The following is a 23,358-nucleotide window of genomic DNA, read 5'->3' as shown; positions in this document are numbered from 1 at the left end:
ATCAAAATGAGTAAGAAAAACCATTCAAATCGCTTTTCAAAACGCTAAGCTTAACAACGAGAGGGGGAATTAGATGAGTAATACACAATGGATCTGGCGCTATGCCAAAAAGAACCGCGGAAAAATCATATTGGCGATCCTGTTTTTAGTGATCAATGCAGCGCTGATCATTGTTAATCCGTACTTGGGAGGAATGGTGATCGATGATGTCATCAATCAGCAAAAAACGCACTTATTGATTCCATTACTGTTGATCATGATCGCAACGACCGTCATTCGCACCATTGTCCGCTATAGTTATCAAATTTTATTTGAACGGGTCGGACAAAATACGCTATACGATTTACGGGAAGACTTGTATCAGAAACTGCAGGAATTGGATTTTGACTTTTTCAATCACACTCGTGTGGGAGATATTATGGCACGAATGACCGGGGATACCGATGCTATTCGCCACTTTGTTTCTTGGGTGACCTATAATATCGCTGAATGTATCTTATGGTTCTTTTCAGCGGTGGTTGTGATGAGCTTTATTGATTGGAAATTGATGCTGGCACTGGTGGCTGTCACACCGATCATTTTTCTGTTGACCAACCGCATGTCTAAAAAAGCACACCCACTGTTTTTTGACATTCGTGAGAGCTTTTCGCGCTTGAATTCAATGGTAGAAGAAAATATTGGCGGCAATCGGGTGGTGAAAGCTTTTGCTCGTGAAAATTTTGAGATCGAAAAATTTCGCTCCTACAACGAAGATTTTAAGACCCGCAACATGGCATCTGCCAAAGTTTCCCGCACTTATCTGCCCTGGCTTGATGGCTTAGCAGGAAGTTTGTCAGTCATTGCCTTAGTCTTAGGCGGAATTTTCGTAATCAATGGGGACATGACCTTAGGAGATCTTGTTGCGTTTAATGGCTATCTATGGATGTTGAACAACCCCATGCGTATGAGTGGCTGGTTGATCAACGATGTTCAGCGATTTTCTGCGGCCTGTATCAAAATTCGACAAATGCTGGCACAAGAATCGAAAATACCGGTTCACCAACAAGAAAAATTAGAACCGATCAAAGGATTTGTGGAATTTAAAGATGTTTCGTTCCACTTTTCAGATGATCCAGAGCAAAATGTACTGGAAAACATCAACTTCAAGATTGGGCCGGGACAAACGTTAGGGATCTTAGGCGAAACCGGCTCAGGAAAAACGACCTTGGTGAATTTAGTCGGACGTTTTTATGACCCGACTGAAGGGGAAGTATTGATTGATGGAAAAAATGCCAAAGAGTATCCTGTGCGCCAAATGCGGGAAAACATTTCAATGGTGATGCAAGATGTCTTCTTGTTTTCTAATACCATCTCTGACAATATTGCTTTTGGAAATCCTTTAGCAGATGAAGGCTTTATTCGCCAAATGGCGGTAGTCGCCGATGCAGATACCTTTATTTCTCGAATGCCTCAAGGCTACGAGACGATTGTCGGTGAACGAGGCGTCGGACTTTCTGGCGGACAAAAACAACGGATCTCTCTTGCGCGGGCCTTAGCCAAAGATCCATCGATCTTGATTTTGGATGACACGACGTCTGCCGTCGATATGGAGACAGAATCGAAGATCCAACAAGAGCTGACAAAATTAACAGGAGAGAAAACGACGTTCATCATTGCCCATCGGATCTCCTCTGTTCGAGAAGCCGATCAGATTTTGATGATGGAAAAAGGTCGGGTCGTTGAACAAGGCACCCACGAAGAACTCGTCAAACTGCGAGGAAAATACTATGAAGTGTATCAAAAACAATTAGGCTTGTCAGGAGGTGAAGACGATGGCGAGAAATAAATTTGATGTCGATGAGGAATTAGACCAGGAATTTAGCTGGAAGGATTTCAAGCGTTTGTCCCAATACGTCGTACCGTATAAAAAAAGTATTGGAAAAGTACTATTTACGATCATCCTGGCAAACTTAGCAGGAATGCTGGCGCCCGTTTTCACGAAGATCGCCATCGACTCATCGATTCCTGAAAAAAATGTCAATCAATTGCTGCTTTTAGGAGCTGCCTTTTTAGTGACCTTGATCGCTATTGGCGTCTGCATGCGTTATCGTATTTACCATATCACGAATATTGGGCAAGATGTTTTGAAGGATATGCGCTTTGATATTTTTGAACATCTGCAGCGGCTGCCGTTTTCTTATTTTGATACAAGGCCCCATGGCAAGATCTTGATCCGCATCGTAAACTACATCAATACACTGAGTGACCTGTTGAGTAATGGCCTGATCAATTTGATTTCCGATGTTTTCAACGTCATCATCACCTTGATCTTTATGTTTGCGATCGACTTCAAATTGACCCTATATTCCCTTGCGTTGCTGCCAATTTTGTTCATCATGGTGATGGTAATCAAAAATAACCAGCGCAAAGCCTATCAGGAGTTGAGTAATAAACAGTCCAATTTAAATGCTTACATTCATGAAAGTATTGCCGGCATCAAGATTACCCAATCCTTCGCACGGGAAGAAGAAAATGCAGAGATTTTCCAAGAAGTCAGCAATGATTATCGGACTTCCTGGATGAAAGCTGTCAAAATTCAGTTTCTCATGTGGCCTGGGGTGCAAAACATTTCAGTCATTACGACTTGCTTGATTTATTTTGTCGGCATTCGCCAAATCGGTGTCGATGTCAGCACAGGTACGTTGATCGCTTTTATCAGTTATATCAATAATTTTTGGAATCCAGTCATCAACATCGGGAATTTTTATAATTCTTTGATTACAGCAACAGCCTATCTTGAACGGATTTTTGAAACGATGGATGAAGTGCCAGATATCGAAGACAAACCAGATGCAAAAGTATTGCCGACGATGAAAGGGACCGTTGATTTTGAACACGTGACCTTCCGATACGAAGAAGGCAAAAACATTCTTTCTGATGTCAACTTCCACATCGAACCCGGGGAAAGCATTGCCTTGGTTGGCCCTACTGGTGCTGGGAAAACCACGATCATCAATTTGCTGAGCCGCTTTTATGATGTCAATGAAGGCAGTGTTAAAGTAGATGGGATGGACGTTCGTGACGTAACGCTGGAATCGCTGCGTTCACAAATGGGGGTCATGCTGCAAGATACCTTTATTTTCTCAGGAACGATCATAGAGAATATTCGCTATGGAAAATTAGATGCGACAGAAGAAGAGATCATCGAAGCAGCGAAAATCGTCCGTGCTCACGACTTTATCACGGAGTTGAAAGACGGCTATCAAACCGTCGTCGAAGAACGAGGAAGCACTTTATCTGCAGGGCAACGGCAACTGATTTCCTTTGCCCGAGCGTTGTTGGCTGATCCAAAAATTTTGATCTTAGATGAAGCGACCTCAAGTATCGATACGAAGACAGAAGAATTGCTGCAAGAAGGATTGTTGAAGCTGTTAGAAGGCAGAACCTCATTTATCATTGCTCACCGGCTGTCCACGATCAAAAATTCTGATCGAATCTTTTACGTGGCGGGGGGAACGATTGCTGAATCTGGTAACCATGATCAGCTAATGGCACAAAAAGGCTTGTACCATCATTTGTATCAATCACAATACGACTTATTGCAAGCCATCTAAAAAGAATCCCCACAAACGATGCGTTCTCATCGTTTGTGGGGATTTCTTTGCGTGATTCTTTTGTGTCACGCAAGCTCAATCATTAAAGTCGACGATTCTGGTTCCATGAACTTCTTTTACACCTAATGTATCAGCAACATGTCGGGCATTTTCAAAGGAAATGCCACCGCCAGGTAAAATCGTTAAACGCTCACCAGCATAGGCGATCAATTCTTTCAGATGATCGAAGTTGTCTTCAATCGGAGTCCCTGCAGCACCACCATGGGTCAAAATCCGCTGTACGCCATGCTCAGCTAACCAATCAATCGCTTTAAATTGGCGCGCTGCAGGAATTGCGTCGAAGGCCATGTGAAAAGTAACCTGCAAGCCTTCTGCAGTTTCTAACAATAGCTCCAATGCTTCTTCGTCCAACCAGCCGCTAGGTGTTAAGCAACCTAGAACAACGCCGTCTGTTCCTAGCTTTTTTGCTTCGATCAAGTCGGTGTGCATGATTTTCAACTCAGTGTCATTGTAAACAAAATCACCGCCTCGAGGTCGGATGATCGTCATAACGGGTATTCCTTTTTCGCCAGCATACTGCAGGACTTCTTCTTGCACGCCGGTACTTGGTGTTGTTCCGCCGACCGCTAAATTATCACAGAGTTCAATCCGCTGTGCGCCTCGTGCGATTGCTAAGGGAATATTGGTATAATTTTCTGCACAAAATTCTTTTAACATGATTTACCTCCAATAGATGGGTGTTCAATTGATTTGTTATTCTATCCACTAGCATTCTACCACAAGAATATGCTAAAGTAGAGCAGAGATGAGGGAAGTTGAATGTTAAAAAAAATCGATCGGGGGCGCCTTTTTTTAAACGCCCATTATCACTTATTTGAATGTCCATTGTGCCGCCAAGCATTTTTCCCAACCGAAAATGGCTTGGTTTGTCCAAATCGTCATCGATTTGACTTATCAAAGAAAGGCACACTTTTCTTTTTGGATCATCAAGTTAAAGCAGATTATGATCAAGCACTGTTTTTGCCGCGTCAACGTATGATCGCTAGCGGCATGTATGCACCAGTCCTTGAGACCATCAAAGCAGCTTTGGGGGCTGCTGAGTATCTTTTAGATGTCGGCTGCGGTGAAGGCAGTTTACTTGCGCAGATGGTCAATGAAAAGACTCAGGCGGCTGTCGGCTTTGATATCGCCAAAGACGGGGTCTATCTAGCAACCAATCAAAACGTACCGGCTTTTTGGTGTGTGGCGGATCTGACCAACCTGCCGTTTGCTGAAGCGAGCTTTGATACGATTTTCAATCTGTTTTCACCGTCAAATTACGGGGAGTTCAACCGCATTTTGAAAAAGGGTGGACAGTTGATCAAAGTCGTCCCTGCGGCGGATTATTTAAAAGAACTACGAGCCGCTTTTTATCCTGATGATGAAACAAAACAGCAGTATTCGAATGAACGGGTCGTTAGCAAATTTTTTGAACACTATCCCACCGCATCCCGTCAAAGAGTAACGCATGTTTTTGCGATTCCTGAAGAAAATCGGCAAGATTTACTTGCCATGTCGCCGTTAGAGTGGGGGGCTTCGGAGGAAAGGAAAGAAAAGCTGCGTCAAACCCCTTTGGCACAGATAACTGTTGATGTTGAGGTGTTGATTGCGAAAATTTCCTGAAAATATTTTGAACTTTTTTGTTATTTACTCTTGCAATCATGCCATGGGAGTGATATATTGTTCTCAAGTCATTTTTCATTGGTTTTTATCAGGTTCCTGTTCTGATAAAAGTTAGTGAAAAGAGCTTCACTAACGTAACGACTCGCAGTGATCGACACCGAGTTGGTACGTTTTTTTTTATGCCCAAAAAAGCACACAAAAAATGTTGTTTCTAGAAAAACAAGTGTGCCAAAATATGGTACTATAGAAGTTATTGAAGAAGCTATTGAGAATGAAATGGAAAATGTAAGGTGTAAAAACACAAATCAATGCGAGAACCGATCGGCAATATCCGATCGAAAGGAGTTTTTATCTATGAATCACATCGTTCTTTTTGAACCTCAGATCCCGGCCAATACGGGGAACATTGCACGTACTTGTGCAGCAACAAATACTCATTTACACTTAATAGAGCCACTAGGCTTTTCAACGGATGACAAGCAATTGAAGCGGGCAGGACTTGATTATTGGCATGATGTCAATATCACCTATCACAAAGATTTGGCTACTTTTATGGACTTTTTAGGAGAGCGTCCGTTGTACCTGATCTCGAAATTTGCCAATCGCGTGTATTCTGACGTCGATTATACCGCAGATGATGATCAGTTCTTTATTTTTGGGAAAGAAACGACGGGGCTTCCGGAAAGCTTTATGCGTGAGCATGCCGAAAAATGCCTACGCATTCCGATGAATGATGAGCATGTTCGTTCCCTAAATCTATCAAATACGGCTGCTTTGATCATTTATGAAGTTTTGCGGCAGCAAGGCTTCCCACAGCTGGAATTGACACACCATTATGAGAACGACAAACTAGATTAAGAAACGAGGCTTGTTCGATGCAATTATACTTTACCCGTCACGGAAAAACAGAGTGGAACCAAGCGCGCCGCTTTCAAGGGATGCTAGGGGATTCACCGTTATTGCCGGAAAGTCATGAAGAGATCAAACTGCTCGGTGATCATCTGGATGCTATTCCTTTTGAGAAGATTTATTCAAGCACGTCTTTACGAGCAAAAGTAACTGCCCAAGAGATCCAAACAAGGCTCCATCACCCTGTTGAAATTATTTATAATGAGAACCTGCGTGAGATCGGACTTGGTGAATTAGAAGGACGTTCTATCGATGAAATGCATGAGAAGTATCCTCAACAATTGACTGATCTGCGTAATCATCTTGATCGCTACGATCCCAGTGCCTTTAAGGGAGAGCCGATCCAAGAAACATTGAGCCGGATCGAGACCGTCGTCATGGATGCGGTGATGCAGCATGAAGGCCCATTATTGTTCGTCGGTCATGGGGCATCCTTTACGGCTGCTATCCAGTGGCTTGCAGGCAAACCATTAGCCGAATTAAGAGAGCAAGGTGGATTAGTCAATAACAGCGTTAGCTTATTAGAGACGAATGAACAAAAAGTATTGCCTTTTGAACTAAAAGTTTGGAATGAAGCAAGCTTTTTAAGCAATCAGGCAGGATTAGACGCTTTATTGTAAACCATGAAAGGAGCGGCACCATGATTCCAGAAAGAACGTTTTTTGTCGGCCATGTTGCCGCCATCTTTTTCCAGAATCCCAGCAATTTTTATAAAGTACTATTAGTTAAAGTCGCTGAGAATAATGCCGACTACAAAGACTCGGAGATCGTCGTTACTGGTAGTTTCGGCGAAATCCAAGAAGAGGAAAAGTATCGGTTTTTTGGTGAGCTGGTCAATCATCCCAAGTATGGCGTCCAGTTGAAGGCCGAAAGCTACCAACAAGAACAACCGACCTCTGAACAAGGGTTGATAGCCTACCTTTCTGGAGAAAAATTTCCTGGGATCGGCAAGAAGACCGCTGAAAAAATCGTTGATCTTTTAGGAGAAGAAGCGATCGACCGGATGCTGGAAGAACCGGCATTGTTGGAGCAGATTCCAGGGTTAAATGAAAGTAAGCAAAAAATGATTTTAGATACCGTTCGGCAAAACCATGGGATGGATCAAGTAATCGTTGGCTTGAGTCGCTATGGCTTTGGTAGCCAGCTATCTTTTGCTATCTATCAAGCCTACAAAAATGAGGCGCTATCCATTATTGAGGAGAATCCATATCAGCTGGTGGAAGACATTGAAGGCATTGGCTTTAAACGCGCAGATGGCATCGCTGAACAGCTGGGGATCGAAGCTTCGTCACCGCAACGGTTTCGAGCGGCGGTCTTGCATCAAATCTTCGCCCAGTCCTTGCAGACGGGCAATACCTTTATCCACGCCCAAGATTTGTTAGAGCAGACACTGCGCCTATTAGAAACGAGCCGCCCCATTGAGATTGCGCCTGACGATTTGGCATCAAAGATCATTCATCTAGTGGAAGAAGGAAAGATCCAACAAGAAGAAACCCGTTTATATGAAAATAGTTTGTACTTTTCTGAATGGGGAATTGCCAGTTCCATCGAACGCTTGCTTTCCCGCAAAAAAGAAATCGTCTATCCTGAGAAAAAAATCAGTAAAACGTTACGTAAAATAGAAAAGCACTTAGGCATCACCTATGGTTCCTCGCAAGAAGAAGCGATCAAAGAAGCAATCCGATCGCCATTGTTTATTTTGACAGGTGGCCCAGGTACTGGGAAAACAACAGTGATCAATGGGATCGTACAATTATTTGCTGAGTTGAACGATTTGGACTTAGAACCATCAAAATACAGCGACGAAACCTTTCCGATTCTCTTGGCAGCACCGACTGGTCGAGCCGCCAAACGGATGAACGAAACGACTGGTTTGCCAAGTGGTACGATCCATCGTTTGTTAGGATTGAATGGCCGTGAAAAAGCACCATCGATTAGTCCCAAAGAGTTAGAAGGCGGTTTACTGATCGTCGATGAGATGTCAATGGTCGATACGTGGTTGGCGAATACGCTCTTTAAGTCGATCCCTACAAACATGCAAGTGATTTTTGTGGGGGATAAAGATCAGCTTCCTTCTGTGGGACCAGGACAAGTCCTTCATGATTTGCTAGCGATCGATGCGATCCCGAAACAAGAATTGACGGAAATCTATCGTCAAGGAGATGGATCAAGTATTATTCCACTGGCCCACGCCATCAAAAACGGGCAGCTGCCTGCTGATTTTACACAAAACCAAAAAGATCGTTCTTTCTTTGCGTGTGATGCGTACAAGATCGAACCGTTGATCGCTCAGATCGTGAAACGGGCGAAAGACAAAGGTTATACGCCGCAAGATATTCAAGTGTTGGCGCCGATGTATCGTGGGGCAGCTGGGATCGATGCTCTGAATAAAATGATGCAAGAGATTTTTAACCCCAACGATGGAACCAAAAAAGAGGTCACCTTCAATGATACGGTGTATCGTATCGGCGATAAGGTCTTGCAGTTGGTAAACTCTCCTGAAGATAACGTGTTTAATGGCGATATGGGCCAAATCGTTGGGATCACTCTAGCCAAACAGTCGGAAGACAAGGTTGACGAACTGGTCATTCAATTTGATGCCAATGAAGTGACCTATAAGCGTAATGAATGGAACAAGATCACATTATCCTACTGTTGTTCGATCCATAAATCCCAAGGTAGTGAATTTCAAATGGTTATTTTGCCGATGGTTCATCAATACCAACGTATGCTGCAGCGCAATTTGCTATATACCGCTGTGACTCGCAGCAAAGAGATGCTGATTTTACTTGGTGAACCGCAAGCCTACCAAACCTGTGTCAGTCACGAATCTGCCACTCGCTTAACGACATTAAAAGAACGTATCAATGGCACGGAAGAAATGACGCCGCTGCAACGGGCGAAATTGGCTCAGTTTGAGGAAGCCGATGATCCGTTTTATAATGATTCCTCTGAGAACACGAAGGCAAAAATGGTAGCTTCGAAGCCAAAGGAAAATCCCAGCACTGAAGCTGCTGCTAACCAGCAAGCGACAGAAAAGTCACCAGATAGTGGGTTGGACTTGTTTGCTTTTGCCGAGCCTGAGCCGTCGGCATCAAATCAGACAGAAACGGCCAAGCCTCTGTCAGGGGATAAGGTCCTAAGTGAAGGGACTACGGGGGAAGAAGCACTCATCGAAGAAACGCAAAACGATGGTGTGCTGACCTTAACGATGGTCAAAAAGCATTTAGTAGATCCAATGATTGGGATGAAGGACTGTTCTCCGTACGACTTTATGCCCGTAAAAAACGAGGGATTATAACGATGAGAAAATGCTAAAAATGGGTTGTTAGTGAGCGCTTTCTTTTGGTTTTTCAGCTTCTTATGCTAAGCTGAAATCAAAAGGAGGCGTTACATTATGGCGAAAGAAACCGAAGACAAATTAGCAAAACTCGCAAAAGAATCTGGCAACGACTTTAAAAAATTGGATGAGATGGAAAAAGAATTTAAATTAGATGAAAGCCCTGATGCAGAACGAGGCGAACGGGAAGAATCAGGATTAGAAAAAACGTTAGATAAGGCGCCGATTTTCCCGCCTAACACACCAAATAACCCAACGAATCCTGGCAGTCCTGGAAATCCATGATTTTCTACCAAGAAGAAACCAACTGTTGAATAATCGAATAGAAAGAAACCTGAAGAATGCAAAGGCGCATTTCTTCAGGTTTTTTGTGTCTAATGAGACTCACTGTAAATGCTGATAAAAATAGATTGCTAATTGCGTGCGATCCCGTAACCCCAGCTTTTCTAGTAATTGGCTGATGTAATTACGAACGGTTCCATCACTCAAATACAAGGCATCGGCGATTTCTTTATTGTTTTTACCCGCTGCTACTTCTTTGATGATCGCAAATTCACGTTCGCTAAAGGAAGCTTGATTGTCAATTGATGGTTCGTTCTTCATTAGCTGCGTGAAGGTCTCAACGATTTCATTCCCAAAGACAACTTGGCCATTATAAGAGGCTTTGACAGAAGGGATGATTGCCTGTAAATTCTGTTTGATCAAATAACCTTTCACACCGATGGAAAAGGCTTCTCGAATGTATTCTTCATCTTTGAAGGTAGTCAATAGCAAAAGGATCGCGTGGGGAAATTTAGCCAGTATTTCTTTGGCAGCATCGATCCCAGTTTGTTCCGGCATGCGGATGTCCGTCAGCAAAACGTCAGGACGATGAGTTTCATAGAGGTCAATGGCGTCTTTGGCACAATGACCGATGCCTAATACACGAATTTCTTCTGTGCTTTCTAAAATGGTTTGCAACGAGGTCGTCACAAACGGATCATCGTCAATAATAACTACAGTAATCATTGGTGTTCCTCCTTTGGTAAAATGATCGTCAACTGAAAGCGTTGGTTTTCTTGTAAGATATGAACTTGTCCTTGTTGTTCTTGGACCCGTTGACGCATCGTTTTCAGACCGATTCCAGTTTTAGCAATTTGAGATCCGCGGACGCCATCATTGGTGATTTGCAAGCGGAAAAAAGCAGGCAGTGTCCGAAAATGCAAGACAACGGTTTTGGCATGACTGTGTTTGATGCTGTTGGTCAAGGCTTCTTTGATCACCATTAAGAAACAATTTTGCTGGGCTTCGTTCAATCCTTCAAATAAGGTTCCTTCAATCGTGACTGAAGATGGAAAATCAGCAATCAGAAACTCTAAGGACTGTTGGAAAGTAATCGATGTCTCATGGAGATCATGAACGCTTTGGCGGATACGATCCATCCCAGTGTGAACCGTAGCACTCAAATTTGCTAAGGGCTCATTTAGTTTTGGTTCTTGATTGATCATTTCAAGTGCGCCAATCTGCAAAATGGCACTCGACAGCAGATGGCCAACATTGTCATGGATATCTCGCGCGATTCGATTTCGTTCTTCGGCAATTTGTAAGGCCAATTTTGTTTCTTGTGATAAGGCTAGTACTTTGTTTTGCTGCGATAATTGCTGCTGTTTTTCCCAATGAGTATCTTTTGAAGCGATGTACTTTTTCTCAAGAGCAGACATTCGCTGTTCTTTTTTACGTAAGTAAAAAGCAAAAAGCAACAAAAGGATGACAAAGGCGATCTTGGAGGGGGATTGATTGCCAACTGTTGCGATCAATAAAAATCCTAATAAAGATAGAATGTCATCTTTTCTTTCTTCAGGAGCGATCACCCGCATCATTGCAGGCAGAAAGAGGGCAAGCTCTGACCAAAAAGTACATAGAAGCAATAGAATAACTTGAAAAAACCAGCTTGCTTTCTTAGGCAATAAATAACTGACACCAGTGAAGAAAATAGCGATCAGCAAAAAAATGACTTGTACGGCAACAAATCCTTGATTTACCAATAGAAGCAACGAGATTGCGAGTAGAAAGCCAGCTTCGCTGAGTAGTCGAGATTTGGACATGGCAGACTCCTTCATTGTGACAAATGTCATAGTTGATTTGGTCAATCGTCACTAGTTTCTTTTCTTAAACTTTATTATAGTCAGATTAACAAGAAATTTGGAAGGAGTTTTTCATCATGATTATTGAAATTGATAAATTAGTTAAACGCTATGGTGATTTTGTGGCATTGAATCATTTTGATCTGCAAGTACAAGAAGGGGAAGTTTTAGGATTATTGGGACCAAACGGTAGTGGGAAATCGACTGCTATCAATTGTATGCTCTCTTTGCTAAATTATGACAAAGGCACCATTAAACTGTTTGGATCAACCATGACCCCTGAAAACTATGCCGTTAAAGCAATGATCGGCGTCGTTCCTCAAGATGTTGCCGTCTTTGAAGAACTAAGTGTACAAGAAAATATCGATTATTTTTGTGGTTTATATGTTGCTGACAAAGAGAAACGGCAAGCATTGATCGAAGAAGTCATACAATTAGTGGGATTGGAAAATTTCGTGGCTTTCCATCCAGGTGAGCTGAGTGGTGGCTTGAAACGACGGTTGAATATTGCCTGTGGGATCGCTCATAAGCCACGCTTGATTTTTTTAGATGAACCAACAGTCGCCGTCGATCCCCAAAGTCGTAATAAAATTTTGGAAAGCATCAAAGAGCTGAATCGCCAAGGAGCAACGATCGTTTATACGACCCATTACATGGAAGAAGTGGAAATTCTTTGTGACCAGATCGTGATTATGGATCAGGGACAGGTGATTGCCAAAGGGACCAAGGAATCTCTGAAAGACATGGTACGCACGGCAGATCGTTTGACCATCGACATCCCCTTACTGCCAGACCATGTGTTGGCTACAATTCAAACCACCATTACTGCTGACGGGATCGTTTATAAAGAGGGACAGCTCCAAGTAACAACGACGGAACTCAATACGGTCTTGCTCCCCATTTTGACGCTCTTACAAGCAGAGAAAATCAGTTACGGAAAAATTGCAACCAAAGAAGCGACCTTAAATGATGTCTTTTTAGAGATCACGGGCAAGGAATTGAGAGACTAAAGGAGGGGAAAACATGTTTTGGCATTTTTACAAATATCGCACAAAAGTGCTGTTGCGAAATAAATCCATGCTGTTTTGGACGTTGGCGTTTCCCATTCTCTTAGGCCTAATGTTTATGGCGGCCTTTGGGGAGATCGATCAAGCAGGAAATTTAGAGACAATCACGACGGGAATCGTAAAAAACGGGGATCAATCAGCGCTTTCGGAAAATTTTTCCGCGGTCCTTGAACAAGTGGAAATCAATGAAAAACCATTATTTGACCTTAAGGAACTATCAGAAGCAGAGGCAGTTGAAGAGCTGAATGCGGGTGATTTAGCTGGGTTTTATCTGATAGCTGACGAAACGATTTCACTCCATGTGGGGCAAGCGGGCATGAGTCAGACGTTGATGAAAAATGTAATGGATCAATTTTTACAACGTACAGCGATTATTTCTAGTAAAGCAGCAGAACTTGAAACGCTTGATCTTGCACCAATTATGGCCGCGTTTGAACAGGAAGCGACTTTTCAAGAAGTGAATGCTGATCGTGACATGAGTGTTAAAAGTTTTTATTTCTTTACTTTGATTGGGATGGCGATCCTCTATGGGACGATGTGGGGTGTTCGCAATGTTCAGGATCAGCAAGCCAATCAATCCGCGAATGGGATTCGGCTTTCCTTGATACCAAGAAAACGCACATTGGTTTCAAGTGCGAATTTAGCGGCGAGTTTTACGATTGTGTTAGTAGAAGTCTACATTATTTTAGCGGTTTTTCGTTTTGTCTATCAAGTAGACTTTGGTGAACGATGGCAGTGGCTACTACTGGTTGCCGCGTTGGGATCATTGTGTGCGATTTTGCTAGGAACATTGATTGGAAATCTGACGCCAAAAATGAATCTGGTGCAAAAGGATGGCATTTTGATTTCCGTGACGATGGCGATAAGCTTTTTTGCCGGGATGATGGGCTCGGAACAAATCAAGTATTGGCTTGATCTACATGTGCCGATACTGGGGCAAATAAATCTCGTCAATTTGATCAGTGAAAGTCTCTATCAATTATACTACTATACAGATCTGGCTAGCTTTTATACCAATCTTTTATGGTTGACTGGCTTTATCGTCCTTTTCGCAATTGGAAATACTTGGATCGAAAGAGGGGTGCGCTATGACGCTTTATAAAACGATTTGGACTTTACTGAAGGCCAATAAGTCGAACTTACTAATTGGAGTACTGATCACTGTGGGAGTTACATTCTTTTATGCACAAAGCATCGACGTCGAAAACACCTCTTTACAAGAAGCCAACATTGCTTTGATCAGTGAAGAGGAGTCGCCAGTCGTTGACGGTCTTCGGGACTACTTGAAGGAGAAGCAGACCTTGGTCACTTTGGAGGGTACCTCACAAAAAGAAATTGATGATGCCCTTTATTTTAATCGCATAAACATCGTCTTGCATTTACCAGTAGATTTCACGGAACAGGTGGAGGCCGGCCAGATGCCAGCAATCGAGATTCAAAGCCGGCCAGATGCTTTCTCTAAAACCATTGTCACCCAGCAAGTGAACACGTACTTACAGACGCTTTTGCTTTTTAAAGAAGAAGGTAAAACAGTTAGTGAGGCGATAGAACAAGCACAAACAGCGCTAGCCGTCACTGGGCAAGTTGAACTCAGTACAGAATATAGTCAACGAATGAAAAAAATGTTAACAGGCATGACCTTTAACTTATTGTCATATGGTCTCTTTCTATCAATATTTAGCGGGTTTGGCGTGATCAATATGGCCTTTAATCGCAAAGCAATCAGCAAGCGAAACCAGAGCGCCCCTCTTGCTAAACGTGTCTTACAGCGGAAAATCCTGTTAAGCTTGATCAGTTATTCGCTGCTCTTAACTTTCGGCTTTTTATTACTGATGGTGTTATTAGTGATCCGCACGTCTTGGGATACAGCAGCTTGGTACCACATTTTGAACACGTTCTTGTTTTTATTACCAGTCATCAGCTTCTCGGCGTGTGTCACTTCCCTGGTGAAAAATTCAGAAGCAATCGGCGGGATCAGCAATATCTTTATAACCGGCAGCTGTTTTATCGGTGGTGTCTTTGTATCAGCTAATTTCCTGCCAGATATCGTCAATAAAATCGCGGCGTTTACACCAACGTATTGGTTTGTTCAAAACAATACCTTGATTAGCGAGACCCTCACGTACAATCAAGGGTTTACTGAATCGTTTTGGTTCAATGGCTTTGTCTTGGTTGCATTTGCAGCAGTATTTTCAATGATTCATTTTGTTTTGGGAAAAGAAGGAAGTCCTCGTTGGCAGTACAACTCAGCGAAAAACTAACAGGTACACAGAAAAAAACGATACAAATCGTTGCTGATTTGTATCGTTTTCTTTATGGGCACCAAAATAATTGATTGGCAGTAGTAAAGGTAATATCAAAGGGACGTTGGCCCATTTCTTCGCCATCTTCTTGTCCATGTTGGGGCACGGTAGAGATAATTCTCAGCTTCGACGTGGAGAGATGATGAAAGTAGCGTGAATTCATGTGTTTCTTACGCATCAGTAAACCGATCAGCCAGAAAATCTTGAAAATCGACACACGCTCAACGAGCACGAAATCAAACTTTTTCTCTCTGACTGAAGCGGTTGGGGCGATTGCAACACCGCCGCCAAAGTAAGGATGATTGGTCGTGGTGCACAAAAAAGCTTTTTTATAACTGAATTGTTGCCCATTACACTCGACTAAGATCGGAAAACCTCTTTGAAGAAACAAAACGCGGATAATTGCAGCGATATAGGAAAAGGAGCCGAGGTTGAACTTATTAAGACTGCTTTTTGCCACAGAGTGATTGGTGGTATAGACGATTGCCGCATCAAGACCAATACCCACATTATTAAGAGCGATGCCGTTTTCCTCTTGGATCTGCTCTTCATAGCGGATAATGGCCAATTCTTGGGGCTTAGTAGTACCGGCAATTTTCCAAAACGCTTTTTCCGGCTCTCGTGGCAGATCGATACTTCGCGCAAAATCGTTTCCCGAGCCAGCGGGGATGTAAGCAACGGGAATTTGTTGTTGTTCAAGTTGTAACTCTGATACTACTTGGTGAAGCGTTCCATCACCGCCGATAACCACCAATAATGGATAAAGCATCTCGCCATTTTCTAAATAGACATCATCCCAAGGCAAAAGGCGTTCTTTTAAGAGTTTTCTGGTGATGTTCCGTTCGTCGCCGGGTGATTTGGTTAGGTAGATTTGATGGGGGAAACGATGTTTTTTTACGATTCTTTGCACACGTTCCGCCGCTTTTTTTCCTCGTCCACTACCTGAAGCAGGGTTTACGAGGAAGTGATAATAATAGTTCATTTTATGAATAGCTCCATATCGTTTTTTCGTTCAATGCGGTTAATTATAGCATGTTTCGACAGAAGGCGGGGAGACGATGCCTGAAAAAAGAGCAAAAAAATAGATTCGACGATTGTGATTTCTGGGTTTTCAAAGGTTCTTATGTCCACTTTGATCCTCAGGTAATGATGCCCATCGCCGAATCCTATTCAATTAGTAAGGAGTAACTCAAATTCCCACATCCTTTGTCTTTTATTCTAAGTTGACAACAATTCTTTTCTTGCAGAACCTGCTTCGTCTGCTTTACTGGGAATCCTTGCTCCTTACACTTATAGTATAGCACATTTTTCTCTTTTAGCAATCGCTTACATGATTTGGTTGTTGTCTTTTAGATAAATTTAAATAGTTTAAATAAAAGATAAAGGAAAAGCAAAACCGAGTTTTCATTCGATTTTGCTTTTATGTCTTTTAGAAAGTAGCAGTCATTCTTTTTTTGGATTTTTCACAAAAATTAAAATCAAAATTGGAACCACTAAAAATATAATCGCATTATTGATTATCAGCACATCGTAATTACTAAAATTAAACGGATTATTTTGCCATGTTTGAAACATAAATCCCAGTAAATTTTGAGTATGGGCAAGATAAAATAAAGCAGAGGTGCCTAGTATGTTAAGGATTATTGTGATCACACATAAAATCCGTACTAGCTTAATTAGTACTTTTTTCATAGGAGAGCTCCTTTAGTTATTGCTGCATTTCTGGTAGATTGGCGAAGGCTTCAGTTAGTTTCACAGATTCTTCTAAAATATCCATATAGATATCGTAGTAAGCCCAGCCGTCACCTAGATCAGCCGCTTCAATTGTCTCAGTGGTTGTTTGAAATTCTCTCATCAAATCAGTGTAGCTACGCATAACAGAAGTGTAAGCGGACAAATCATAAGTTTCAGGATTGGCAATATACCCTTCAACTTCTGCGATCAGATCAGCGTACGTATCAGATAATTTTTCAAGTTGTGCTTCCAATTCATCAGAAGCTTGCTCATTCGCTTGGCTGTCAATTTCTTCTTCTGAGCTCTCATTAGTTTCAATCTCTTCTTCTTCAGAAGCAGCGACATCCTCAGAATCTTCGGAGCTTTCCATTGTTGTTTCAGTTGTTTGTTGTGACGATTCGACAGTATCACTTTCCACATCTTCACTAGAGCAACCAGCCAGGAATAAAGTGGATACTAGTACAAAACCAAATAAAATCTTTTTCATTTTTAAACCCCTTTTTTTCAAAATAAATTGTAATATTTTGCTTATATTATAATTTATGAAGAAATATTTTTTTTGTATCTAAAAAAGAACATATCCTTTCTTTTTTAGATACTTTATTTATTTTACCTTGAAAAGCCTCACGAATAAAGAAGTATCTGGTTATTTTAACCATTATTTAACTATGTTTATGCGTATTGTTATAAATAGTGATAAAAAAAGCGTTTTTTTATTTTGTGTAAAAATTCGAAAGGTTTGCATTTTATTGAGAAAAGATATTAAAATAACTATAATATATCTAATTATCTTTTTATTATTATTTATTGCTTTTTCCTTGTTAAAAAAAAGCGATAGGAGTAAATTAGAAGTGTAAAAAACTTATTTTAGGAGGAAGTATTATGTGTACTGCGTTAACTTATGTAACGAAAGATCATTATTTTGGCAGAAATTTTGATTATGATGTTTCTTATAAAGAAGTAGTGACCATTACTCCGAGAAATTATCCATTCAAATTTCGCAAAGTAAGTGAAATAGATCACCATTACGCAATGATTGGGATTGCTGCTGGTGTCGCTGAGTATCCACTGTATTATGATGCGGTCAATGAAAAAGGTTTAGGTATCGCTGGATTGAATTTTCCAGAAAATGCTGTCTACAATGAATTTCAAGAAGGAAAAGAGAATGTTACGCCTTTTGAGTTCATCCCATGGCTCTTAGGACAATGCGCTACTGTCGAAGAAGTAAAAGGGCTATTAGCCAATGTCAATCTCGTTCGGATCAATTTTAGTGAAGATTTGCCTCTATCGCCTTTGCATTGGATGATTGCTGATAAAAAAAGTGCCATCGTTGTGGAAAGTATGAGTGATGGCCTTCATATTCATGAAAATCCGGTGGGAGTTTTGACAAATAATCCGCCATTTGATTATCAATTGTTCAATTTGAATAACTACCGTGTGTTATCATCGAAAACTCCGGAAACCCATTTTTCTGACAAGCTGGATTTTGATGAATATAGTCGTGGAATGGGCGGCTTAGGTCTGCCAGGAGATCTTTCTTCGATGTCTCGCTTTGTCAAAGTAGCTTTTACCCGATTGAATTCCGTTTCTGGAGAATCTGAATCCGAAAGCATTAGTCAGTTCTTCCATATTTTAGGTTCGGTTGAGCAACAAAAAGGACTTTGTGACATAGGCAATGAGCGCTATGAGTACACGATTTATTCTTCTTGCTGCAATACAGATAAAGGAATCTATTACTATCGTACGTATGAAAATAGTCAAATCGTTGCAGTTGATATGAATAAAGAAGATTTGGAAGGTAATGTACCGATTTCTTATCCATTAATTGAAGACCAACAAGTTCTTTTCAGTAACTGATCCATTCTTAAAAAACCATCTCAAAGCTGTTTTGAGATGGTTTTTTTCCTTTTCCATTTTTAAAATGAATCACTCTCATTTGTTGTCGTCTTCGTCCCTGCGGTACTTTTATTCGGAAATGGAAAAAAGCGGTTCACCAATATTGCAATCGTCATGCCGATAAAACTATCAACAATCCGATTAAAAGCATACAAGTAAGATTCAGTTTGAGGAATCATAAATAAAATCGTCAATAGTGTGGCACAAGCACCAACTGTTCCCTCGGAGTAATCAAATTTGACCAATAAAGCGATCATTAACATGATCACTAAAGGGATTGCAATCATTTGAATAAAGGACGAATGTCCGAAAAAGTTAAATATCGCAATACAAAATACAGAAGCGATTGCGCCGAAGCTGTTACCGGCAATCCGATGTTTCCCGTATTTGACGGTATTCTCATGATCTTCTCTTAATGTGAAAACAGCTGTGATCGTTGATACGACGTAGGTTTCACGATTCAAAAGAACACTAATCAAAATACAGAGGAATACACTGATTCCAGTTTTTACATTTCTTAAGCCAAAGGTCAATCCAAATAAGTTCAATCATGCCATCCTCTCAAAACAAATTTCAACGAAGTCGATTATACCACATTGCAGACGGTCAATTGCTTAGATTTTCAGAAAAATGAACAACGATTCTTTCATCGTACGTTGACAGGCAAATTTTATCAGTCGTCGAGAAGCTAGCTTGATACCATGCAATTTTCAACTTTGAGTGTTGAAAGGAATACAATAAGTGACCCCAACCCTAAATGAATTGACTTTCGTTGCCATCGCTTAAGACTCCTTTTTTTATTTCTCAGTCTGTTCAACGTTTAAATAAGTGTTTTGATAAAAAAATATTTATTGTTCATAAAAAGTTTGTTTTTTAGATATTATATTGAGATAATCAAAATAAGGAGGGTTTAAAATGAAAAAAGTGTCCATACTATTTGTTCTTTTACTTGGCTTTGTTGTTTTTCCGATGACAGTTTTTGCTGCATCTTCACCAAGTGTGAGCTATCAAACAAATATCCAGTCTCAAGGGTGGCAATCATGGAAAACAAACGGTCAGACGTCAGGGACCACAGGGAAAGCCAAGCGACTTGAAGCAATCAAGATAAAAATTACTAACGAAAAATACAAAGGGAATATTGAATATAAAACCTCCATTCAGAAACAAGGCTGGGAAAAATCGTTTAGAAAAAATGGGACTCTGTCTGGTACAAGTGAAAAAGGACAACGGTTGGAGGCGATCCAAATCAAACTCACCGGTGAGATCGCTAAGTATTACGATGTCTATTATCGAGTCAATGCACAACAATTTGGCTGGATGGGGTGGGCGAAAAACGGACAGTCTTCAGGAACGTCTGGCTTTGGTTTTCAACTGGAAGCAATCCAGGTCAAACTGGTGAAAAAAGGTGGGAAAGCACCTGGAACGACGAATGATGCATTTAGAGATGGACTGAAAAAATATGTAGACAAACGGGGCAAAGGGCTGATCGAAGGCTCCAAACAAAAGATTTATCATATACCGGGGAGTCAATATTATAATAAAACGACCAGTCCAATTCTGATGTTCAAGACAGAGGTGGAAGCCTACAAAGCGGGCTTTCGACCAGCTAGATAGAGGTGTGGCAGGCATTCGCTGAGTAAACATCTATGAGAAATTGCTTTACCAAAAAGGTAACGAGGCAACGAGAAGAAAGCTATTTTTGATCAAAAAGTAACTGAATCGTCTGATTCATTCTAAACATCCCTTTCCGTTAGCGAAAAGGGATGTTTTACGTTTTCAAGATGATTTCTGTGCGTAGATCCGACGAATCTTAAAGTAATTCAGCACTTAACCTTTCATCACGAGATGCGCCTTGATTTAGCGAGATTTCAACACAAAGCCACCATCTTCATCGTTCATTTCTTCGGTAGGCGTAAAAATAATATTTTTCCCATCTCTTTCAAGGGTAAAGATTGAATCACAAGCCATTAGGAAATCTGACGATGGATGCTTCATTGATAGTCGAATAGGGCTAGAAAATGAAAGCTGCGAAGTGTTTCTTTGAATCAACGGATGAAGGAATAGAGGGAGCAATTCCATCTGCATAAAGTTTTGTCAGGTGAATTCTAGATGATTTGATGATTAAATGGCCGGTTTAACATTGATATATGGCTATTAATGTGTATAATAAGTACTTGTGCGAAGCGCACCGCGGTTCATCAACCATCCCGCGTAATCAAAACTCGGAGAAAGTAGGGATCAAATGGAAAAATCAACAAATCTAACCAATCAACGTTTGCGTGTCGTCGCAGCCAATGGGATCATTATGGCACTTTATGTTGCTGTAACGGTTCTAGTCTCACCCGTTGCCTCAGGAGCGATTCAATTTAGGATATCTGAAGGATTGAATCACTTGGTCGTTTTCAACAGAAAATTGATGTGGGGTGTCGTTGGCGGGGTTGTAGTGTATAACATGTTCTTTGGAATGGGGATCTTGGATGTCGTATTCGGCGGTTTCGGAAGCTTCTTGGCTTTAGGAGCAACTGCATTGGTATATAAGAAGATTCCAAATGTTTTCGTAAGACTGGCATTTAATACCATTGTTTTTTCATTAAGTATGTTCCTGATTGCGATTATGCTAAATATCACCTTAGCATTGCCTTTCTGGCCAACATTTGCAACAACGGCATTGAGTGAATTTATTGTAATGACGATTACGGCACCGGTGATGTATATCATCAATCGTGCCGTTCGCTTCGATAAGCGCGTGTAAAAAAAGCTTGTTTTTTGCTTTGATGGTTCTCAAAAAACAAGAAAAAAGATCATTCCTAAGAAATGAAGGAATGATCTTTTATTTTATTCTGCTTTTAAGTCTTCGATCTCCACAACTTTGAAGTTTTTCGCTTCTAGTTGCGCAACGATCTTGTCGCATAATTCTTTTGATGTGTTTGCTGGTAAAGTGATCATCGTACGACGAATAAATTCGTCTTTACCGATGTCGAGAGTGATACAGCTAGCGATACTGCTGTATTTTGCGATTATTTTTGAGATAACCGCTAAGTCGCCTTGTTGACCTGTTGATGCGATCGTCAACACATAGCTTCCTTGTTCGACGCTCCATGATTGTGACAACATATTCAATAAGGAACTATGAGTCAAGATGCCGTAAAATTGATTGTTTTCATCTAGTACCGCAATATAAGGCAATTCTTTGATTGTAAAGAAAACCTTAAAAAATGAAGAGTTGACATAAATGAACTTCGTCGCATTTTTTAGCAGATAGGTGACGGGTAAAGTCATGTCACCGCCATTTGCTTTATGGCGATAGATGTGCATTTTATAAATATTTCCTCTAAAAATCTTTCCTGATTCATCTAGGATAGGCACACAACGATAACCAGACTCTTCTAAAATTGCCAGCGCTTCTTCTAAGGTAGCTGTTTCCTTTACCGTTGTTAAATCGCGTTTTTTGTAAACCATTGTTTTTAATAACATAATTTTCCCTCCCAAATACCCATTTAACACCATTATCATACCACAAAATCAGCAGAAACTATATTTATACGACAGAAAATCAAAAATTGACACAATCTTAAATAAATGGTATTTTTAGTGTTGGAAAACTTTATAAAAAGGGGGAGGACACTAAGATGGCAACGAAAAAAGCTGCTTTGGCTTGTTCTGTCTGCGGATCCCGCAACTATTCAAAATCAGTCAGTGAAGGTAAAAAAGGCGAACGCCTTGAAATCAACAAATTTTGCAAGTATTGCAATCAATATACGTTGCATCGTGAAACGAAGTAAGGAGGGAATCGAATGAAATTTTTGAAAAATGTTGTTGAAGAAATGAAAAACGTTTCTTGGCCATCAAAAAAACAATTACGCAAAGATACATTTGTGGTGATTCAAACAACCATTATTTTTGCATTGATGTTCTTTGTGATGGACACACTGATTCAAACGGTCTTCAATTGGATCCTAAAGTAACACTTCTTACTGATAGCGCTAGTCATTTATCACAAATCGTGCTATAATCGCTTTGAGGAAAAACTTCGGTGCAGCTGAGGTTTTTTTATTTTACAAAAAAGATGGGGAGTCCGAAAAAAATGGAATCTTTTGAAAAAAATTGGTATGTACTGCATACGTATTCTGGCTATGAAAACAAAGTAAAAGCGAACCTAGAGTCACGTGCACAAAGCATGGGGATGGGTGATTATATTTTCCGTGTCGTCGTTCCCGAAGAAGTAGAAACAGAAGAAAAAAACGGCAAAACCAAAGAAATCGTTCATAAAACATTTCCTGGCTATGTATTAGTTGAAATGGTCATGACGGATGAATCTTGGTACGTTGTACGTAATACTCCTGGGGTAACAGGTTTCGTTGGCTCTCATGGTGCAGGAAGCAAGCCAGCGCCTTTATTACAAGAAGAAATCAATTCAATTTTACGTTCGATCGGTATGAGTACTCGGACAGTTGAACTGGAAGTCGAAATTGGCGAAACCGTCAAAATCATCGAAGGTGCGTTTTCTGGTCTAGAAGGACAAGTAGCAGAAATCGATGAAGAAAAACAAAAACTAAAAGTGAACATCGATATGTTCGGTCGTGAAACCAGTACAGAACTTGATTTTGAGCAAGTAGATAAAATTTAACTGCTGGATAGACTAGCATGAACGGCTCATTTACGGTAAAATAACAGTAATGAGAATAAAGTGGACCAATTCGTTGGCCCACTTTTTTTCTCAAAATGAGTAAG

General features: G+C 40.8%; 24 protein-coding genes. 16 read left to right on the top strand and 8 right to left on the bottom strand.

Annotated features, from left to right (window positions below; translation table 11 throughout):
- The first annotated feature begins 73 nt into the window (after window positions 1-73).
- Entirely contained in the window at window positions 74-1,825 is a 1,752-nt protein-coding gene (locus tag IGI89_RS15250) for an ABC transporter ATP-binding protein (RefSeq protein ID WP_077452510.1), read from the top strand.
- On the top strand, window positions 1,812-3,593 hold the full coding sequence (locus tag IGI89_RS15245) for an ABC transporter ATP-binding protein (RefSeq protein WP_438735819.1): 1,782 nt from the start codon (window positions 1,812-1,814) through the stop codon (window positions 3,591-3,593). The genes IGI89_RS15250 and IGI89_RS15245 overlap by 14 nt, the downstream gene beginning before the upstream one ends.
- A gap of 75 nt (window positions 3,594-3,668) precedes the next feature.
- Here the strand turns inward: IGI89_RS15245 and IGI89_RS15240 are convergent, their stop codons facing one another.
- Window positions 3,669-4,310, bottom strand: a complete 642-nt coding sequence (locus IGI89_RS15240; protein WP_438735818.1) for a copper homeostasis protein CutC — start codon at window positions 4,308-4,310, stop codon at window positions 3,669-3,671.
- 102 nt (window positions 4,311-4,412) lie between these two features.
- Here IGI89_RS15240 and IGI89_RS15235 point away from each other — a divergent pair, with 102 nt between their 5' ends.
- The 5 genes from IGI89_RS15235 to IGI89_RS15215 all read left to right on the top strand — a co-directional run bounded on the left by IGI89_RS15235 (window position 4,413) and on the right by IGI89_RS15215 (window position 9,789).
- Window positions 4,413-5,255: a methyltransferase domain-containing protein gene (locus tag IGI89_RS15235; RefSeq protein WP_438735817.1), complete on the top strand. Its 843-nt coding sequence runs from the start codon at window positions 4,413-4,415 to the stop codon at window positions 5,253-5,255.
- 354 nt (window positions 5,256-5,609) lie between these two features.
- The gene (gene trmL / locus IGI89_RS15230; RefSeq protein WP_008379765.1) at window positions 5,610-6,113 is read left to right on the top strand and encodes a tRNA (uridine(34)/cytosine(34)/5-carboxymethylaminomethyluridine(34)-2'-O)-methyltransferase TrmL; all 504 of its coding nucleotides are present in this window, start codon (window positions 5,610-5,612) and stop codon (window positions 6,111-6,113) included.
- 17 nt (window positions 6,114-6,130) lie between these two features.
- Window positions 6,131-6,784 carry a histidine phosphatase family protein gene (locus IGI89_RS15225; protein WP_438735816.1) on the top strand — a complete coding sequence of 218 codons (654 nt, stop codon included), beginning with the start codon at window positions 6,131-6,133 and terminating at the stop codon, window positions 6,782-6,784.
- 20 nt (window positions 6,785-6,804) lie between these two features.
- Complete coding sequence (recD2, locus tag IGI89_RS15220; protein ID WP_438735815.1) at window positions 6,805-9,465, top strand: SF1B family DNA helicase RecD2; 2,661 nt, start codon at window positions 6,805-6,807, stop codon at window positions 9,463-9,465.
- A gap of 96 nt (window positions 9,466-9,561) precedes the next feature.
- A complete protein-coding gene (locus IGI89_RS15215; RefSeq protein WP_005236708.1) occupies window positions 9,562-9,789 on the top strand; it encodes a hypothetical protein in 228 nt (75 codons plus the stop codon).
- A 99-nt stretch (window positions 9,790-9,888) separates the two neighbouring features.
- Here IGI89_RS15215 and IGI89_RS15210 read toward each other — a convergent pair whose 3' ends face one another.
- Together IGI89_RS15210 and IGI89_RS15205 are read right to left on the bottom strand one after the other, a co-directional pair.
- On the bottom strand, window positions 9,889-10,512 hold the full coding sequence (locus tag IGI89_RS15210) for a response regulator transcription factor (RefSeq protein ID WP_008379771.1): 624 nt from the start codon (window positions 10,510-10,512) through the stop codon (window positions 9,889-9,891).
- Window positions 10,509-11,618 carry a sensor histidine kinase gene (locus IGI89_RS15205; RefSeq protein WP_438735857.1) on the bottom strand — a complete coding sequence of 370 codons (1,110 nt, stop codon included), beginning with the start codon at window positions 11,616-11,618 and terminating at the stop codon, window positions 10,509-10,511. The genes IGI89_RS15210 and IGI89_RS15205 overlap by 4 nt, the downstream gene beginning before the upstream one ends.
- 86 nt (window positions 11,619-11,704) lie before the next feature.
- Between IGI89_RS15205 and IGI89_RS15200 the strand changes: the two genes are divergently transcribed.
- The 3 genes from IGI89_RS15200 to IGI89_RS15190 are packed head-to-tail and all read left to right on the top strand — an operon-like array spanning window position 11,705 to window position 14,955.
- Window positions 11,705-12,637, top strand: a complete 933-nt coding sequence (locus IGI89_RS15200) for an ABC transporter ATP-binding protein (RefSeq protein ID WP_430619496.1) — start codon at window positions 11,705-11,707, stop codon at window positions 12,635-12,637.
- Window positions 12,638-12,650: 13 nt separating this feature from the next.
- Window positions 12,651-13,796: an ABC transporter permease gene (locus IGI89_RS15195; RefSeq protein WP_438735814.1), complete on the top strand. Its 1,146-nt coding sequence runs from the start codon at window positions 12,651-12,653 to the stop codon at window positions 13,794-13,796.
- Entirely contained in the window at window positions 13,783-14,955 is a 1,173-nt protein-coding gene (locus tag IGI89_RS15190) for an ABC transporter permease (RefSeq protein ID WP_016613262.1), read from the top strand. The genes IGI89_RS15195 and IGI89_RS15190 overlap by 14 nt, the downstream gene beginning before the upstream one ends.
- 52 nt (window positions 14,956-15,007) lie before the next feature.
- Here the strand turns inward: IGI89_RS15190 and IGI89_RS15185 are convergent, their stop codons facing one another.
- From IGI89_RS15185 to IGI89_RS15175, 3 genes are all read right to left on the bottom strand, one after another.
- Window positions 15,008-15,979 (bottom strand): diacylglycerol/lipid kinase family protein, encoded by a 972-nt coding sequence (locus tag IGI89_RS15185; protein ID WP_008379780.1) that lies wholly within the window; start codon window positions 15,977-15,979, stop codon window positions 15,008-15,010.
- 461 nt (window positions 15,980-16,440) lie between these two features.
- A complete protein-coding gene (locus IGI89_RS15180; RefSeq protein ID WP_005236692.1) occupies window positions 16,441-16,689 on the bottom strand; it encodes a hypothetical protein in 249 nt (82 codons plus the stop codon).
- A 16-nt stretch (window positions 16,690-16,705) separates the two neighbouring features.
- Window positions 16,706-17,218 carry a membrane lipoprotein lipid attachment site-containing protein gene (locus IGI89_RS15175; protein ID WP_008379783.1) on the bottom strand — a complete coding sequence of 171 codons (513 nt, stop codon included), beginning with the start codon at window positions 17,216-17,218 and terminating at the stop codon, window positions 16,706-16,708.
- Window positions 17,219-17,613: 395 nt separating this feature from the next.
- Between IGI89_RS15175 and bsh the strand changes: the two genes are divergently transcribed.
- Window positions 17,614-18,588 (top strand): choloylglycine hydrolase, encoded by a 975-nt coding sequence (gene bsh, locus IGI89_RS15170; protein ID WP_008379784.1) that lies wholly within the window; start codon window positions 17,614-17,616, stop codon window positions 18,586-18,588.
- A 59-nt stretch (window positions 18,589-18,647) separates the two neighbouring features.
- On the opposite strand, the gene IGI89_RS15165 is transcribed toward bsh, so the two are convergent.
- Window positions 18,648-19,175 (bottom strand): FUSC family protein, encoded by a 528-nt coding sequence (locus IGI89_RS15165; RefSeq protein ID WP_005236688.1) that lies wholly within the window; start codon window positions 19,173-19,175, stop codon window positions 18,648-18,650.
- 367 nt (window positions 19,176-19,542) lie between these two features.
- Between IGI89_RS15165 and IGI89_RS15160 the strand changes: the two genes are divergently transcribed.
- Together IGI89_RS15160 and IGI89_RS15155 are read left to right on the top strand one after the other, a co-directional pair.
- A complete protein-coding gene (locus IGI89_RS15160) occupies window positions 19,543-20,241 on the top strand; it encodes a sunset domain-containing protein (protein ID WP_438735813.1) in 699 nt (232 codons plus the stop codon).
- Window positions 20,242-20,869: 628 nt separating this feature from the next.
- A complete protein-coding gene (locus IGI89_RS15155; RefSeq protein ID WP_008379785.1) occupies window positions 20,870-21,379 on the top strand; it encodes a QueT transporter family protein in 510 nt (169 codons plus the stop codon).
- Window positions 21,380-21,462: 83 nt separating this feature from the next.
- Here IGI89_RS15155 and cbpA read toward each other — a convergent pair whose 3' ends face one another.
- Window positions 21,463-22,101: a cyclic di-AMP binding protein CbpA gene (gene cbpA, locus IGI89_RS15150; protein WP_008379786.1), complete on the bottom strand. Its 639-nt coding sequence runs from the start codon at window positions 22,099-22,101 to the stop codon at window positions 21,463-21,465.
- A gap of 155 nt (window positions 22,102-22,256) precedes the next feature.
- Between cbpA and rpmG the strand changes: the two genes are divergently transcribed.
- From rpmG to nusG, 3 genes are all read left to right on the top strand, one after another.
- Window positions 22,257-22,409, top strand: coding sequence for a 50S ribosomal protein L33 (rpmG, locus tag IGI89_RS15145; protein WP_005229764.1), 153 nt, complete (start codon window positions 22,257-22,259; stop codon window positions 22,407-22,409).
- A 12-nt stretch (window positions 22,410-22,421) separates the two neighbouring features.
- Entirely contained in the window at window positions 22,422-22,592 is a 171-nt protein-coding gene (secE, locus tag IGI89_RS15140; RefSeq protein WP_005229766.1) for a preprotein translocase subunit SecE, read from the top strand.
- A 119-nt stretch (window positions 22,593-22,711) separates the two neighbouring features.
- Window positions 22,712-23,254, top strand: coding sequence for a transcription termination/antitermination protein NusG (nusG, locus tag IGI89_RS15135; protein WP_005229769.1), 543 nt, complete (start codon window positions 22,712-22,714; stop codon window positions 23,252-23,254).
- Window positions 23,255-23,358 lie beyond the last annotated feature (104 nt).

Source organism: Enterococcus sp. AZ141 (assembly GCF_051714385.1).
GTDB lineage: Bacteria > Bacillota > Bacilli > Lactobacillales > Enterococcaceae > Enterococcus_D > Enterococcus_D entomosocium.
The sequence above is the reverse complement of the archived record's forward strand: the minus strand, read 5'-3'. Positions and strand labels throughout refer to the sequence as shown.

Bases quoted from the DNA above. Each gene is read 5' to 3' on its own strand.
- IGI89_RS15250 (WP_077452510.1), top strand. From the start codon at position 74: ATGAGTAATACACAATGGATCTGGCGCTATGCCAAAAAGAACCGCGGA.
- IGI89_RS15245 (WP_438735819.1), top strand. From the start codon at position 1,812: ATGGCGAGAAATAAATTTGATGTCGATGAGGAATTAGACCAGGAATTT.
- IGI89_RS15240 (WP_438735818.1), bottom strand. From the start codon at position 4,310: ATGTTAAAAGAATTTTGTGCAGAAAATTATACCAATATTCCCTTAGCA.
- IGI89_RS15235 (WP_438735817.1), top strand. From the start codon at position 4,413: ATGTTAAAAAAAATCGATCGGGGGCGCCTTTTTTTAAACGCCCATTAT.
- trmL (WP_008379765.1), top strand. From the start codon at position 5,610: ATGAATCACATCGTTCTTTTTGAACCTCAGATCCCGGCCAATACGGGG.
- IGI89_RS15225 (WP_438735816.1), top strand. From the start codon at position 6,131: ATGCAATTATACTTTACCCGTCACGGAAAAACAGAGTGGAACCAAGCG.
- recD2 (WP_438735815.1), top strand. From the start codon at position 6,805: ATGATTCCAGAAAGAACGTTTTTTGTCGGCCATGTTGCCGCCATCTTT.
- IGI89_RS15215 (WP_005236708.1), top strand. From the start codon at position 9,562: ATGGCGAAAGAAACCGAAGACAAATTAGCAAAACTCGCAAAAGAATCT.
- IGI89_RS15210 (WP_008379771.1), bottom strand. From the start codon at position 10,512: ATGATTACTGTAGTTATTATTGACGATGATCCGTTTGTGACGACCTCG.
- IGI89_RS15205 (WP_438735857.1), bottom strand. From the start codon at position 11,618: ATGACATTTGTCACAATGAAGGAGTCTGCCATGTCCAAATCTCGACTA.
- IGI89_RS15200 (WP_430619496.1), top strand. From the start codon at position 11,705: ATGATTATTGAAATTGATAAATTAGTTAAACGCTATGGTGATTTTGTG.
- IGI89_RS15195 (WP_438735814.1), top strand. From the start codon at position 12,651: ATGTTTTGGCATTTTTACAAATATCGCACAAAAGTGCTGTTGCGAAAT.
- IGI89_RS15190 (WP_016613262.1), top strand. From the start codon at position 13,783: ATGACGCTTTATAAAACGATTTGGACTTTACTGAAGGCCAATAAGTCG.
- IGI89_RS15185 (WP_008379780.1), bottom strand. From the start codon at position 15,979: ATGAACTATTATTATCACTTCCTCGTAAACCCTGCTTCAGGTAGTGGA.
- IGI89_RS15180 (WP_005236692.1), bottom strand. From the start codon at position 16,689: ATGAAAAAAGTACTAATTAAGCTAGTACGGATTTTATGTGTGATCACA.
- IGI89_RS15175 (WP_008379783.1), bottom strand. From the start codon at position 17,218: ATGAAAAAGATTTTATTTGGTTTTGTACTAGTATCCACTTTATTCCTG.
- bsh (WP_008379784.1), top strand. From the start codon at position 17,614: ATGTGTACTGCGTTAACTTATGTAACGAAAGATCATTATTTTGGCAGA.
- IGI89_RS15160 (WP_438735813.1), top strand. From the start codon at position 19,543: ATGAAAAAAGTGTCCATACTATTTGTTCTTTTACTTGGCTTTGTTGTT.
- IGI89_RS15155 (WP_008379785.1), top strand. From the start codon at position 20,870: ATGGAAAAATCAACAAATCTAACCAATCAACGTTTGCGTGTCGTCGCA.
- cbpA (WP_008379786.1), bottom strand. From the start codon at position 22,101: ATGTTATTAAAAACAATGGTTTACAAAAAACGCGATTTAACAACGGTA.
- rpmG (WP_005229764.1), top strand. From the start codon at position 22,257: ATGGCAACGAAAAAAGCTGCTTTGGCTTGTTCTGTCTGCGGATCCCGC.
- secE (WP_005229766.1), top strand. From the start codon at position 22,422: ATGAAATTTTTGAAAAATGTTGTTGAAGAAATGAAAAACGTTTCTTGG.
- nusG (WP_005229769.1), top strand. From the start codon at position 22,712: ATGGAATCTTTTGAAAAAAATTGGTATGTACTGCATACGTATTCTGGC.